The sequence below is a fragment of the Staphylococcus muscae genome, from assembly GCF_003019275.1.
GTDB lineage: Bacteria > Bacillota > Bacilli > Staphylococcales > Staphylococcaceae > Staphylococcus > Staphylococcus muscae.
The window spans coordinates 208,965-223,210 of record NZ_CP027848.1 but is presented as its reverse complement, the minus strand read 5'-3'; the positions used below and the strand labels follow the sequence as shown (position 1 = coordinate 223,210).

General features: G+C 35.5%; 15 protein-coding genes. 2 read left to right on the top strand and 13 right to left on the bottom strand.

What is annotated here, in order from left to right:
* Positions 1-140: 140 nt before the first annotated feature.
* From C7J88_RS01080 to C7J88_RS01060, 6 genes are all read right to left on the bottom strand, one after another.
* Positions 141-794: a Crp/Fnr family transcriptional regulator gene (locus C7J88_RS01080; protein ID WP_095116349.1), complete on the bottom strand. Its 654-nt coding sequence runs from the start codon at positions 792-794 to the stop codon at positions 141-143.
* Positions 795-893: 99 nt separating this feature from the next.
* Complete coding sequence (locus tag C7J88_RS01075; protein ID WP_095116347.1) at positions 894-1,121, bottom strand: heavy-metal-associated domain-containing protein; 228 nt, start codon at positions 1,119-1,121, stop codon at positions 894-896.
* Between the two features lie 79 nt (positions 1,122-1,200).
* Positions 1,201-3,051 (bottom strand): heavy metal translocating P-type ATPase, encoded by a 1,851-nt coding sequence (locus C7J88_RS01070; RefSeq protein WP_095116345.1) that lies wholly within the window; start codon positions 3,049-3,051, stop codon positions 1,201-1,203.
* Positions 3,052-3,281: 230 nt separating this feature from the next.
* On the bottom strand, positions 3,282-3,668 hold the full coding sequence (locus C7J88_RS10510) for a hypothetical protein (protein ID WP_170040997.1): 387 nt from the start codon (positions 3,666-3,668) through the stop codon (positions 3,282-3,284).
* Positions 3,665-4,819, bottom strand: a complete 1,155-nt coding sequence (locus C7J88_RS01065) for an ABC transporter permease (protein WP_095116341.1) — start codon at positions 4,817-4,819, stop codon at positions 3,665-3,667. The genes C7J88_RS10510 and C7J88_RS01065 overlap by 4 nt, the downstream gene beginning before the upstream one ends.
* The gene (locus tag C7J88_RS01060; protein ID WP_095116339.1) at positions 4,809-5,489 is read right to left on the bottom strand and encodes an ABC transporter ATP-binding protein; all 681 of its coding nucleotides are present in this window, start codon (positions 5,487-5,489) and stop codon (positions 4,809-4,811) included. Before C7J88_RS01060 ends, C7J88_RS01065 begins: the two co-directional genes overlap by 11 nt.
* Before the next feature lie 405 nt (positions 5,490-5,894).
* Between C7J88_RS01060 and C7J88_RS01055 the strand changes: the two genes are divergently transcribed.
* Entirely contained in the window at positions 5,895-6,278 is a 384-nt protein-coding gene (locus C7J88_RS01055; protein ID WP_095116337.1) for a GtrA family protein, read from the top strand.
* 31 nt (positions 6,279-6,309) lie between these two features.
* On the top strand, positions 6,310-8,889 hold the full coding sequence (locus C7J88_RS01050; RefSeq protein WP_169712255.1) for a YfhO family protein: 2,580 nt from the start codon (positions 6,310-6,312) through the stop codon (positions 8,887-8,889).
* Between the two features lie 132 nt (positions 8,890-9,021).
* On the opposite strand, the gene rplS is transcribed toward C7J88_RS01050, so the two are convergent.
* From rplS to ftsY, 7 genes are all read right to left on the bottom strand, one after another.
* Positions 9,022-9,372 (bottom strand): 50S ribosomal protein L19, encoded by a 351-nt coding sequence (gene rplS / locus C7J88_RS01045; RefSeq protein WP_044360991.1) that lies wholly within the window; start codon positions 9,370-9,372, stop codon positions 9,022-9,024.
* A 117-nt stretch (positions 9,373-9,489) separates the two neighbouring features.
* Complete coding sequence (gene trmD / locus C7J88_RS01040) at positions 9,490-10,212, bottom strand: tRNA (guanosine(37)-N1)-methyltransferase TrmD (protein ID WP_095116335.1); 723 nt, start codon at positions 10,210-10,212, stop codon at positions 9,490-9,492.
* The gene (rimM, locus tag C7J88_RS01035) at positions 10,209-10,712 is read right to left on the bottom strand and encodes a ribosome maturation factor RimM (protein ID WP_095116333.1); all 504 of its coding nucleotides are present in this window, start codon (positions 10,710-10,712) and stop codon (positions 10,209-10,211) included. Before rimM ends, trmD begins: the two co-directional genes overlap by 4 nt.
* Positions 10,713-10,956: 244 nt before the next feature.
* Entirely contained in the window at positions 10,957-11,232 is a 276-nt protein-coding gene (gene rpsP / locus C7J88_RS01030) for a 30S ribosomal protein S16 (protein ID WP_095116331.1), read from the bottom strand.
* A 119-nt stretch (positions 11,233-11,351) separates the two neighbouring features.
* Complete coding sequence (ffh, locus tag C7J88_RS01025) at positions 11,352-12,719, bottom strand: signal recognition particle protein (RefSeq protein WP_095116329.1); 1,368 nt, start codon at positions 12,717-12,719, stop codon at positions 11,352-11,354.
* Between the two features lie 13 nt (positions 12,720-12,732).
* A complete protein-coding gene (locus C7J88_RS01020) occupies positions 12,733-13,065 on the bottom strand; it encodes a putative DNA-binding protein (RefSeq protein WP_095116327.1) in 333 nt (110 codons plus the stop codon).
* Positions 13,052-14,245, bottom strand: coding sequence for a signal recognition particle-docking protein FtsY (ftsY, locus tag C7J88_RS01015; RefSeq protein WP_095116325.1), 1,194 nt, complete (start codon positions 14,243-14,245; stop codon positions 13,052-13,054). Before ftsY ends, C7J88_RS01020 begins: the two co-directional genes overlap by 14 nt.
* Position 14,246: the final 1 nt, after the last annotated feature.

Below are 14,246 nucleotides of genomic sequence, written 5' to 3'. Positions count from 1 at the left end.
GTATTGTATCATGTTTTATTATGTCATTTTGTTTCATTTTTAATCTACTATTATCTTTTTTACATCTCACAACCTTAAAAAGTGCCAAAACATTGAGACATTTATTATCTCAATGTTATGACACCTTTGTAAAAATTGATTTATATATTTTCAAGTGCTTCTACATCTACAATTGAAATGTTGCGCCCTTTTCTTTCGATACATCCAAGTTGTTCCAAGTACTTTAACTTTCGAGATAATGTTTCAGGCGTTGTCCCTAAAAACGTCGCAAGATCTTTCATCGACATCGGAATCACCACTTTGTTGCTCTCCTCAGCTATCATAAGATCAATCAGATACGATGCTAAACGTTCTTCTACCTTCTCCATTGAGAGAAATTGTGTTTGTTGCTCTAATTGAAGGACCTTCTGCATATTATATTCTAATAACTTCATAGAAAGTTGTGGATGATCCACTAAGATCTCATTAAAATCTTGTTTACTAATTGAACAAATTGTTGTTTTGTTTAATGCTTCACCAAAGCGAGCATCATTCTCTACACCGAACAATTGACTTTCTCCTTCATAACTCCCCGGCTCTACAACCCGTAATAATTGTTCTTTACCATTACTCGATAATTGATAAATTTTCATATTTCCATCGGCAACGATATATAATTGTTCATCACCCGGCTGGAAAATGACATCTCCTTTTTCAAAATGCGATACCTTTGCACACGCATTAATCTTCTTTAAATCTTCATGATCGAGTTGATGAAATAATGGGACCAATGATACACATAGATGCTCTGACATCAAATCCCTCCTCTGAGCATGTTTATCTATCTTCAGTCTACCGCACTCAAGCTTTAAATTGAAACATTTGATATCAATGACTCGTGTCTATGCAAATCGTTATTTTTCTGTTGCTTTTAAAACTTCATATCCCATTGATTCAATCGCATTGACAATTTGATCCAGCTTCAACTTTTCTGCGTCAAAGTCTGCTTTTACTTTGCTCGCATTAAACATCACATTCACACTTTCTGCATTGACACCTTCTAATCGTTTCATTGCAGCTTCAATCTTTTGAATACATGATGGACAAGTTAATGTTTCTAATTTTAAAATTGCTTTTTTCATAATAATCTCCCTCTCATATTTGTTATATTTATCGTATCAATAGTTCAACCATTAGAAATTGATATCTATTAAGTTTTCATCATTTTTGTTTATAATTTAATAAGCGCATACCATTTAATATGACGACTAATATACTTGCTTCGTGTACAAACATGCCAATTGCCATATTCATCCAATCACTGAAGATAATACTTAAAAGAAGTACGAGTACAACAGCTAACGCAATGACAATATTCTGTATCATATTTCTTCTAATTGATTTTGCTAATCCAATCGCATGCGGTAAATGATGGAAGTCTTCATTCATTAAAACCACATTCGATGTCTCAATGGCAACGTCTGTACCTGATCCCATTGCCATGCCAATATCTGCAAGTGCTAGGGATGGACTATCATTTATCCCATCACCAATGAATGCCACTGTTTCACCATTATCTTGCAATTGGCGTACAACCGCTGATTTTTCATCTGGCAGCATATTGCCGTATCCTTCTGTCAAATTCAATTTTTTTACTACACGATCAACAGTACCTTGATTATCCCCTGACAGAACAATCCGTTTTTTTACACCTAGTTTATTTAATCGTTCCAAATCTTTTTCAAGACCTTCACGAACTTGGTCTTGTATGCCATTGATTAATGCGATCTGTTCATCAATCACTGTGATAACAATTGTATGTCCTTCATTCTCAAGTCGTGCAATATCTAATTTGATTGTTTCCGGTACCGCTATGTTGTATCGTTCTAATATTTGGCAATTCCCTATGATGACATGTTGCCCATCGACAGTTGCCGTCATGCCTTCACCTTTCACAACAGTTAAATCATCGATGTCATGTTTTTTAGCTGTATTATATTGATCTAATATGGCCTTAGCAAGCGGATGATTGGAAGATTTTTCCATACTCACAAGATAAGAAATAGCTTTTTCACGGTGTTTCGTATAAAAGATTTCTTCGTTCACACGTGGCGTTCCATAAGTCAAAGTACCTGTTTTGTCGAATAAAATCGTATCGATATGACTCAAGCGATGAATCACTTCACTGCCCTTTAATAGCACGCCATTTTTAGCGCCATTTCCGAGTCCAGCAACATTTGATACAGGAACACCGATAACGAGTGCGCCGGGACAACCCAGTACGAGAATTGTAACAGCTAACTCTATATTTCTTGTAATCATCCAAATAGCAATCGCTAACAGTAAAATAAATGGTGTATAGTACTTCGCAAACCGATCAATAAAACGTTCCGCTTCTGACTTTGAGTCTTGTGCTTCTTCAACTAACTCAATGATTTTTCCAAATGTTGTTTCTTCTCCTATACGTTCTGCTTCCACATGCAACATACCGTCTTCTAATATCGTACCTGCAAAAACTTTTGCTCCAATCTCTTTCGTGACAGGTACTGATTCTCCTGTGATACTGGCTTCATTAATTGTGCCGCTTCCGTATATGACAACACCATCTACGGGAACACTTGCCCCTGTTTTGACAAGCAACGTATCTGATACATCAATCTCATCAATATCCGTCTCGACAAACTCCCCATTCAACTCTTGTCGTAGTGCGGTTTCAGGTGATAGCTCCACTAGATTTTGAATGGCAGAACGTGTTTTATTTAACGTTCGTTGTTCTAAATATGACCCGAGTAAAAATAGAAATGCTACGACTGCCGATTCTTCAAAGTTTTTAATAAATAGTGCGCCAACAATCGCAATAGAAACGAGTAAATCAATGCTGACAACCCGTACTTTCAATGCCTGAAAAGCTTGTACGAAAATCGGTGCACCACCGAGTATTGATGCAATAACCAATAGTATCTCAACGATAGCCCCATATCCTGAGACCAAATGAACAATAATTGCTAAAGCAAGTAATATCGTCACGATGAGTAGTAAATGATGTTTGTATTTCAAAATAGCCTTTTGCATATGATGACCTCCTTGTTATCTCAAGAATAATCAATTCCGTCATTAAAATAATTGTTTAGTATCAAGTTTTGCCAATTAAAACAAAAAATAGCATACAATCGATAACGATTATATGCCACAATTCCCAAAAATCATTTAATGTTTACTTTCAAACTATATTGTAATTACGCATTAAAATTTACCACTTTTAATTCGATTAAAAAGTGTAATAATCATTAAAACAAAAGTACTCAACAAAAATTCTTGAAAAACAAACCAAAATATGTGCCAATCTTCATGTTTCTGTTAAATAAAATAACTGATGTTTTAGACTGAACCGTATTGTTTTCAATCGTTGATATTGGTGTCACATTTAATATTGAGATAATAACAATAACAAAAACAATAGAACTCGTAAGAATAACTAACCATTTAAATCGGCTCCTTGCTGCAATCCTACCTATAAAAAATGCAGATAAAATTGATGGAATGATTTGAACAAAAATCATATATTGAAATATCGTTAAATGATTAATGAATAAAAAGCATAAGATAAACTCAGTTGTAATCAATAAAAGTAACATATATTCAAATTTTGAAAGTTTCATAGTCCCACCACTAACTATATTTTTAATCATCGTAAACCATCCACTACATTTTTGTTAGCTGCCACCATAGCTGGAATTACACTAAACAATACACCAAATAGAACCGTTGCACCTATTGTGATCAACACCTGGCTTACTGATAACTTTGACTGCAATCCCGTAGTATTCATAATAAAGACGAATATCAAAGCCATCATACTTCCAGCGAAACCACCAATTGTTGATAATATAGTCCCTTCCATCATATAAGCAAGATGAATATCTGACTTTTTAGCACCTAACGCTCTCCTAATCGCAATCTCTTTTGTTCGCTCATTTACCGAAGAAAGCATCGCATTCATCACACCAAACCCTGCGACAAATATTGAAATACTTGAAAGGATAGCAATAAAATTAATCACGGTTGTCGCTTGATCTTCTGTTTCTTCATATAAACGATGTTTGTCATCATAAGTGTACATACCTGTTTTACGATGCGTACCTTTTTCATCTAATACTGTCAATGCTGTATTGACATCACTTAAACGATTGGTTGGCATAATGATTTCATCATAATATGCTTTCCCATTCATTAAGTTGTTTTTCAGTTGCTTTGATACAATCAGTGACGGTAACATTTTATTAACTTCTGATCCGAAATAAATTACTTGAATTTGATACTTTTTTCCTGAAATCGTTAAATGTGTCCCGAGAAAATGTTCAATCTGATTTTGATGTGTGAGTTGTATTAATGCCTTATCACTTATCGCAATACCATTGGATAAATTTTTCAAATCCTTACCATTTAAAATCGTTGGAAGGTTGACACTATTGTCTTTTAAATCTTCTATACTGCGAAAACTTAAATGATGTATCGTATTTTTATAAGAAACGGGTGTATATAGACCATATGAACTCGAAGACAAACGAACTGGCTTTCCAATTTTCCGTTCTATTAATGCTTTATCAGTTTTTGTAAATCCAGAATGATCGAGTATATTTACTGGTGTGAACGTCAATGTCATCATCGCTTTATCAACATTCAAATCATCTCTCAATGATTCTGTTGTGTAATAAGAACTGGACAATACGATAAGTACAACAAATGTTGCAATAGCGATTGCTAATGAAGTCAAGATACTTTGTCTCTTATTGCGCAATAATAACTTAAATGTATCAGCAAAAATTTTTTTAATTCTCATCGGTCGTCACTTCTTTCAAAGTTACTTTACCATTACGCGTAACGTAAATTCTGTCACAATAACTTGCAACAACATCATCATGCGTGACAACAATTACTGTTGTGCCCTGATCATTTATTCGTTTGAATATTCTTAAAATTTCATCTCTATTTGCCTCATCTAAAGCGCCCGTTGGTTCATCAGCAATTAAAAATAATGGTTTGTGTGCCATTGCTCTTATCATTGCTACACGTTGTTTTTGACCACCTGATAATTGATTAGGATAGTCATTTAGCTTATCTTCTAATCCTAAATTCTTAATGAGTTCCTGAATATATTGCATATCATAGGTATGTGTCGAATAAAGAAAAGGAACTAATATATTCTCTTTCACCGTATATTCATCAATTAAATTAAAGTTTTGAAATATAAAGCCAATATATTCATTTGGGTACATCGCCCTTTGTTGTTCACTCATACTAGTGACATCTTCACCCTTTAGTATGTGCTCACCTTCAAATTCACTGTCTAACAAACCAATAATATTGATTAGTGTTGATTTTCCACAACCAGACGTTCCGACAATCGCCACAAAGTCCCCTTTTGCAATTTCCAATTGGATACCTTTTAAAACTTCTGTTTGTACCTGTCCTTGAGTATATGTCTTGATCACATTACTTAACTTAATCATCATGCATCACCAATCAATTTGTCTTATAGCAATGAGTTAACTCAAAATGTAAACGTTTACAATATTATTGTATATATATGTCTTATCATACGAAAAGGTTCTGTTTTACAACTTCTTAGAAATATTACATTAACAACTAAGTTTTTAATGATATTTTGTTTAGATATAAAATATTATTGTTCTAAATCAATCTATTTCATCATATCCTTTTACAGTTGAAAAAAATACCAACACAACAAGATGTCAGATATTGAGATAACAAACGAGTTGCAACACTTTTTAAACATATATGGCATATAAATAATATCCCTTTCAATATGGTTTATGTTATATTTTATCAGTAGGTTTTCATTCTTTAATGTATTGATATATCTACTATTATTCATGAAAGTAGGATTTTTTAATATGACTTCTGAACGTCTTTTTGAAATCATTCGTTTTATTATTGTAGGTGGTTTAAATACTGTCAACTATTACATTGTCTATTTACTTTTATTACATATCTTTCATATTCAATATTTAATCAGTCATCTTGTTGGATTTGTTGTAGCATTTGTCATTTCATACTATTTAAATTGTTATTACGTCTACAAAGTGAAACCAACACTGAAAAAGTTTTTGGCATTCCCTTTAACACAAGTTGTCAATATGGTTATTCAAACACTACTTATTTTTGTATTTGTAGATTTTTTAAATTTCAATGAGTCCATCGCACCATTTGCCGGCCTCATTGTGACAATTCCAATTACTTATGTATTGTCAAAGTTTATTTTGACAAAACGCATTTAATTTTTAAAGAATGAAGAAAGAGTGAACAAATTTGAAGATTAAAACTCGTATCCCTCATTGGGTGAAGATTATACTGATTGCTTGTTGCGTCGCTGCCATTGTGTATGCACCTGTCGTCGGTCGCTTTATATTACACGGTGCCATACATAGTGGTGAAGGTGATGGCTTTAAACAAATGATGCCATTCCAATTGTTTCTCTATGAACGGATGTCTAGTTTCTCATCTTTTTATGACATTGGTTTAGGATTAGGCGGAGATTACTTCACAGATTTATCTTATTACTACACGACTTCTCCCATTATGTACATTAATTTTTTATGCATTAAATTTTTCCAACTATTTACCTCTATTGATCCATCTCACATTGATTTTTGGCCTGCAAATCAAATTATCGTTGCATATTTTAAATGTGTTCTAACATTCCTAATCACTTATGGGATGTTCAAAATGTTTAATATTCGTAACCCCTATCGCTTTTTAGGCGCTATGTTATACAGTACATCAACGATTCTATATTATTTTAATTTTACATGGTCATTTTTTGGAGATATCATGCTCTATCTCCCGCTATCAATTTGGGGAATGGAACGTTTCTTCAAAACAAGGAAGATTGGATTATTTATAGTTGCAATCGCACTCACATTGTTCTCTAACTTTTATTTTAGTTATTATGAAGCACTGGCTTTGGGTGCCTATTTCATTTATCGGATGATTTTCCCACATCCAGACGATATTATGACACGTTGGAAAAAACTATGGTTACTCATTCCGGCTGTTTTGATCAGTTTTTGTATTGCATCTTTTGGCTTCCTGACAGGCGTTCGTTCATTTCTGAATAATGACCGTCAACTCAATGATTTTGATATCTCGCCTTTGATTGATTTTACACAGAAATATCATATTTTTTCTAATGGATTTTACTTTACGATTACGTTCATCGCACTCGTTGCATTGTTTTCGTTCAGATTATACCGTTACTATTACTATCGTATGTTTTCAATTTTGACTTGGATTTTGTTAATTGGTGCCTTAACACCGTATTTCGATAGTCTTTTTAATGGGTTTTCATATCCACAGAGACGTTGGGGCTATTTACTTGTCCTATCAACGAGTATCTTGATTTCCATCTGGTTGAAGCATATTACTGAATTATCATGGCGTGATTATTTGATTTCATTGTTCCCACTTATTCCATTAGCCATTGCGACTGTAATACTATCTGAAGGACGAATGTGGTGGATGATTGCGAGTAGTTTGATTTTAGTCATTCTTGCATATTTCGTATATCATCAAAAACCAATCACACAAAGATTGACATATATAATAGTAGGATTATTTATCATCCAACAGTTTGTATTATTGCTGAATTATCATTCGAATAATATCATTGCACATCAAGCAGGTACTGATCGCTTACATTCCGCAAAGTACCATAGTCAAGAACTTCAACAGACGATTAACGCTATAACAAATAGACAATCACCACTTGAACGCATTGATTATATGAGCAACTACGCAGTGAATTCCAATATGATTTATGGCTTTAATGGTGTTGCTCTCTACTCCAGTATTTTTGATGGAGAAATATTAGAGTACTACGACAAACAAATGCAGATTAATATGGAATATGACAGTAACAGTACGTACCGTTTGCTCGGAAACCGTGCAAATCTATATGCCTTATGGGGTGTTACAGATCGTATCAAAAAAGGCAATGACCCATCAATCGCTTATGGTATGCGCAAAGAAAATCAAATTCATCACGGAAATACAACTTGGACACATAGTCATAATACAATTGATTATCCTGCACCACATCTGACATCAAAAGTTTATAATGCATCAGATTTAAAATCACCTTTAGATCGTGAACACGCAATGTTACAGGGTGTCGTACTGGATGGTGTGAAAGGTAACACACCTTTTCAAGCAAATCCAAATCTTGTGAAGTCTGCAAAGATTACGCCACGAGATGCGGTGAAACAAGGTGATCAACTAACAGTTAACAAACAGTTAGGCGGTCTTGATATATCTATGCCGTCTTCTATACAAAAACAATATAAAGACTATTATTTAGAAATGGATGTTGAATTGTTACATCCAGACCAAGCACATTATTTAAAAGTAGATGATTTTCATCAACGACGAACAAGACTTGACTACAAGTATAAACGCTTCGTGTCACCTATCACCGTACGAGTTCCAGCAAATGAGCCAATGCAACTGAAACTAAAAAAAGGAACCTATCGTGTGAAACTTAAAGGTATCTATGGTGAAAGTTATGAGACATTGAAAAAAGCACAACACGATGTGACACCCGTGCATGTAACAAAAACAGCTCGACATATGGATGTTAAAATGCGTCCAACGAAAGATTCATATCTTGTGCTCCCTATCCCTTATCGTGACGGATTGAAAGCGGAAGTAAATGGTGAAGCAAGATCTGTCAAACAAGGTAATGGACTACAAACTGTAATTCCAGTTCATGAAGGTGATCATCACTTAACACTCAGTTATGAATTACCTTATTGGCGACTCTACACTGGCATGACTATCTTTGGTTTAATCAGTGCATTCATCTATCGATGGTGGCTGCGTCGTAATAGTTAATCTATATCACAAGCCATGACAATTCATCCTAAATTGTCATGGCTTTTTTACGCAAAAAACAGGCCAAATACCTGTTGTTCAGATATCAAGCCTGTTTTTATGTTAGTACCGCACTGTATGAGTACGATATGATTAACGAATCTCTTGGATACGTGCTGCTTTACCACGTAAGCTACGTAAGTAGTACAGTTTTGCACGACGTACTTTACCACGACGTTTCACTTCGATTTTCTCGATTTTTGGTGTATGTACAGGGAATGTACGTTCAACACCAACACCTGAAGAAATTTTACGAACTGTGAAAGTTTCTGAGATACCGCCACCGCGACGTTTGATTACAACACCTTCGAATACTTGGATACGTTCGCGAGTACCCTCAACGATACGTACGTGTACACGTAAAGTGTCACCAGGACGGAATGATGGGATATCATCACGTAATTGTGATTGTGTTACTGCTTCGATTAATTTGTGGTTTGTCATTATTTATTCTCTCCTTCAACCTATGTTCTTGCCTTGACAACTGAATAGCAGCGGATCATAGTGATATTTGTGCTTTCACACTTAGATTATACTAGCACACTTCTATTAATATTTCAATTACCTTTTGAAGCGTTCGACTATTTTTTTATCTGCTTCATTGAGTGGATATGACTCTAATAAATCTGGACGCTTTTGATATGTTCGATACAAAGATTGTTCATGTCGCCACTTTTCAATATGTGCATGATTTCCAGATAACAATACATCTGGGACATCATATCCTTCAAAAGAACGTGGACGTGTATATTGTGGGTACTCTAACAATCCACTTGAAAACGAATCATCTTCATGTGACACTTGATTGCCAAGTACATCTGGTAGTAAACGTACGATGGCATCAGTCATCACCATTGCAGGTAGCTCACCACCTGTTAACACATAGTCACCAACTGAGATTTCATCAGTGACTAACTGTTCTCGAATGCGTTCATCATAACCTTCATAATGTCCACAAATGAAGACGAGATGTTCTGCTTCAGATAATGATTCTGCAAGTTTCTGATTAAATGGTTGACCTTGTGGTGTCATCAAAATCACACGTGTCTCTGGCGTTGTATCCAGCTCACGCATCGCATTAAAAATTGGTTCTGGCTTTAATACCATACCTTGCCCGCCGCCGAATGGATAGTCATCTACTTGATTATGTTTGTTGTTTGCATAGTCTCTAAAATTAATCGTTTGTGTAGATAGCTGACCTTTCTCACGTGCCCGTTTCAAAATAGATTGATTCAAAACCCCTTCGAACATTTCTGGAAATAATGTTAAATAATCAATTCTCATTCATTTAACAATCCTTCCATTGGTGTAATGACAATCTTTTTACCATCCACATCAACACTTTGAACAACATCCGCAATATATGGAATCAAGTGTTCTTTGTCACCTTTGACTACCCATACGTCATTCGCACCTGTTTCGAATATTTCTGTCACACGACCAATTGCTTCATCGCCATTAAATACTGTGCATCCGATAATATCAGAATAATAAAATTCATTTTCTTCCAATTCAATAGCTTCATGATCACGTTCTTGAGTTAACTTCGCACCTTTTAAATGTTCGATATCATTAATATTATGAACGCCTTCAAACGTTAACATATGCAAGCCTTTATGCATACGATGGCCTCTAACCGTCAAATCAGTTATTTTACCGTTTACTTCTGCTTGTAGGACTTCTCCCGGCTGAAAACGAATATCTGTAAAATCAGAATCAGACTTTACCTTCACTTCGCCTTTGATACCGTGTGTATTCACAATTGTCCCTACTTCAATCTTCACACAAATGACCTCCTTACAATTTTTCTATTACGAATGCGCTTCTTTCATATCTTCTTTATGTCCGTATTCCAGAAGCAAAATTCTCGGCAGAACTTCTCAATTTAACAAAATAAAAAGCTATTTTGCGCATTGCTTCCGTTCTGCTCGAATTTAAAACGCTTCTTTCATATCTTCTTTATTTCTAATAAAAACAGTGAGACAAAACCACTATTTGATTTGTCCCACTGTTAAAGTGTTCTTCGTATTATTTTGAACGTTTTTGTTCGTCAAATGTTTTTAAGATACCTTCACGAGATAAGATATTGTGAACTGTATCAGTTGGTTTCGCACCGTCTTTTAACCATTTTAAAGCTAATTCTTCGTCGATTTTAACTTCTGGTGCATTCACAGCTGATGGGTTGTAAGTACCGATTTGCTCGATGATACGACCATCACGTGGTGAACGTGCGTCAGCTACAACAATACGATAGAATGGATTTCTTTTTGAACCTAAACGTGTTAAACGAATTTTTACTGCCATTTATAATTCTCTCCTTCAAAGTCATAAGTTTTGTTATCTACAAGAAATAATAATAACAGGTAAAAGAACCTTTGTAAAGAGAAAATACTTTACCTTTTTATTTTCTTATAAATAATGTGTTAGAACGGCAAGTTCATGCCTTTCAACATGTTTTGTAATTGGCCTTGTTTGCCTTTTTTACCTTTACCGCCACCTGTAAATTGTTTCATCATTTTCTTCATATCATTGAATTGTTTGATAAGACGATTGACTTCTTGTAATGAACGTCCTGAACCGTTAGCGATACGGCGTTTTCTTGAAACATTCAACTTCTCAGGGTGTTCACGTTCATCCAATGTCATTGATTGAATAATCGCTTTAATATGGTCGATTTGTTTCTCGCTCATATTAAGCTGATCTAAGCCTTTCACCTTGTTCATACCTGGAATCATCTTCATAATGTCATCCAATGGGCCTAAGTTTTTCACCTGGTCCAATTGTTCTAGGAAGTCATCCAATGTAAATGATGATGTACGCATCTTTTTCTCAAGGTCTTTCGCTTTTTCTTCATCAACGTCTTGTTGTGCTTTTTCAATTAAGCTCAAGACATCACCCATACCTAAAATACGTGATGCCATTCGTTCTGGATGGAACAGTTCTAAACCATCCATTTTTTCACTCATACCGACAAACTTAATCGGTTTCTGCGTGACGGCACGAATAGATAGCGCTGCCCCACCACGTGTATCACCATCTAATTTTGTTAAAGTAACACCTGTTACATCAAGTTGTTGGTCGAATGATTCAGCTACATTGACAGCATCTTGACCTGTCATCGCATCTACAACCAGCATAATTTCATTTGGTTTTGCAATTTCTTTGACTTCTTGTAATTCATTCATCAATGCTTCATCAATATGCAAACGACCTGCTGTATCGATAATCACAAAATCTAAATGTTCTTCTTTAGCATGCTTCAATGCATTTTCAACAATTTGTTGCGGTTTGACTTGGTCTCCTTCTGAATAGACCGGAATGTCAATTTGCTTACCAACTGTTTGTAATTGTTTGATGGCAGCAGGTCGATAAATATCCGCAGCAACTAATAGTGGCTTTTTGTTGTATTTCTTGCGCATTAAGAGTGCTAACTTACCTGCAGTTGTTGTTTTACCTGCCCCTTGTAAACCAACCATCATCACAACTGTTGGTGGCTTTTTCGCCATCGTAATCGCACTGTTGTCTCCACCCATTAACGTTGTCAATTCTTCTTGAACAATCTTAATGACTTGTTGTCCGGGTGTGAGTGATTTCATGACATCTGAGCCAAGTGCACGTTCTGAAACTGTCTTCACAAAGTTTTTCACGACTTTGAAGTTAACGTCTGCTTCTAGTAACGCAAGACGTACTTCACGCATCATCATTTTGATATCAGCTTCAGTCACTTTACCTTTACCTTTAATTTTTTGCATTGTCGCTTGTAAACGATCGGATAATCCTTCAAACGCCATAAAGTGACCCTCCTTATTCTAATTCTTCCAGTTCTTGTATATATTGTTCGAGTGTTTCTGGTTCATGAATATGTTCACGCAGCGCACGATATAACTCTTGGCGCCGAGTGAAACGACGGTATAAGCCAAGCTTGTCTTCGTAATCTTCAACAAGTTCACCCGTTCTTCTTATGTTATCATACACGGCTTGACGGCTCACATCAAATGTATCTGCAATTTCACTCAATGCATAATCTTCCAGATAATATAAACGCAAATAATTACGCTGTTTTTCAGTGAGCAACGATTGATAAAAGTCATACAAATAGTTCATGCGTAATGTTTTAATTAAATCATTCTCTGCCATCAGTTTCTGCCTCTTCATCCGCCACATTTTCTTCAATCATATCAGCGAACAATCCGTAAACGTAGCTTTCTGCATTAAATGGTTGTAAGTCATCCATCTGTTCACCAAGACCGACATATTTTACAGGAATGTGCATTTCATTGCGGATTGCAAGTACAATACCACCTTTAGCTGTTCCATCTAATTTGGTAAGCACAATACCTGTCACGTCTGTTACTTCTTTAAATGCTTTTGCTTGTGCTAAAGCATTTTGTCCAGTTGTCGCATCTAAACATAACAACACTTCATGTGGCGCATCAGGCATTGCACGGCCAATCACTCGTTTTACCTTTTCAAGTTCGTTCATCAAGTTTTGTTTATTTTGTAGACGTCCTGCTGTATCACAGATTAAAATGTCTGCACCTTTATTTTTGGCCGCATTCATCGCATCGTACATGACAGCAGCAGGGTCTGCCCCTTCACCTTGTCGAACGACTTCAACACCAACACGCTCTCCCCAGACTTCAAGTTGCTCTATCGCACCTGCACGGAAAGTATCCCCGGCTGCTAACATGACTTTTTTTCCTTGAGATTTATAGCGATGTGCTAATTTACCAATTGTTGTTGTTTTACCAACACCGTTGACACCCACCATTAAAATGACGTTTAAACGCCCTTCTTCAATCGCCATTTCTTCTGATTTGTCATCTTCTTGATGATAGATTTCAACGATTTTTTCAACAATTGCTTCACGCAAATCAACTGTTTCTGTAATGTTGCGACGTTTTGCTTCCATACGTAACTCGTCTACTAATTCCATAACTGTATTAAAGCCAACATCTGCTTGAATCAACATTTCTTCCAAAGCTTCAAAGAAATCCTCATCGACTTTTCTGTAATGTGCCAATAAGTTATTCAACTGATTTTGGAAATTCTCACGTGACTTTTCAAGTCCGTCACGGAACTTCGCACCAATTTTTTGCGATTCAAGTTCTTCAAACTCTTCAATCGAAATCAAATCATCATCAAAACTTTGATCTAACCATTGATTATCCGTCGAAGTTGTTGACTCAGACTCTACTTTACTAGACTGTGCCTCACCTTCAGCAGTTGAATCTGGTTGAGTCTCAATCTGTTCCTCTTGCGGCTTCACTTCTTCAGATTTTGCAAATTTATCTTTTAGTCGTTTAAAAAAGCTCATT

What these genes read in the sequence shown, in the direction of transcription:
- C7J88_RS01080 (WP_095116349.1), bottom strand. Translation starts at nt 794, where the DNA reads ATGTCAGAGCATCTATGTGTATCATTGGTCCCATTATTTCATCAACTC.
- C7J88_RS01020 (WP_095116327.1), bottom strand. Translation starts at nt 13,065, where the DNA reads ATGGCAGAGAATGATTTAATTAAAACATTACGCATGAACTATTTGTAT.
- C7J88_RS10510 (WP_170040997.1), bottom strand. Translation starts at nt 3,668, where the DNA reads ATGATTAAAAATATAGTTAGTGGTGGGACTATGAAACTTTCAAAATTT.
- rplS (WP_044360991.1), bottom strand. Translation starts at nt 9,372, where the DNA reads ATGACAAACCACAAATTAATCGAAGCAGTAACACAATCACAATTACGT.
- trmD (WP_095116335.1), bottom strand. Translation starts at nt 10,212, where the DNA reads ATGAGAATTGATTATTTAACATTATTTCCAGAAATGTTCGAAGGGGTT.
- ftsY (WP_095116325.1), bottom strand. Translation starts at nt 14,245, where the DNA reads ATGAGCTTTTTTAAACGACTAAAAGATAAATTTGCAAAATCTGAAGAA.
- rpsP (WP_095116331.1), bottom strand. Translation starts at nt 11,232, where the DNA reads ATGGCAGTAAAAATTCGTTTAACACGTTTAGGTTCAAAAAGAAATCCA.
- C7J88_RS01070 (WP_095116345.1), bottom strand. Translation starts at nt 3,051, where the DNA reads ATGCAAAAGGCTATTTTGAAATACAAACATCATTTACTACTCATCGTG.
- C7J88_RS01060 (WP_095116339.1), bottom strand. Translation starts at nt 5,489, where the DNA reads ATGATTAAGTTAAGTAATGTGATCAAGACATATACTCAAGGACAGGTA.
- ffh (WP_095116329.1), bottom strand. Translation starts at nt 12,719, where the DNA reads ATGGCGTTTGAAGGATTATCCGATCGTTTACAAGCGACAATGCAAAAA.
- C7J88_RS01065 (WP_095116341.1), bottom strand. Translation starts at nt 4,819, where the DNA reads ATGAGAATTAAAAAAATTTTTGCTGATACATTTAAGTTATTATTGCGC.
- C7J88_RS01075 (WP_095116347.1), bottom strand. Translation starts at nt 1,121, where the DNA reads ATGAAAAAAGCAATTTTAAAATTAGAAACATTAACTTGTCCATCATGT.
- C7J88_RS01055 (WP_095116337.1), top strand. Translation starts at nt 5,895, where the DNA reads ATGACTTCTGAACGTCTTTTTGAAATCATTCGTTTTATTATTGTAGGT.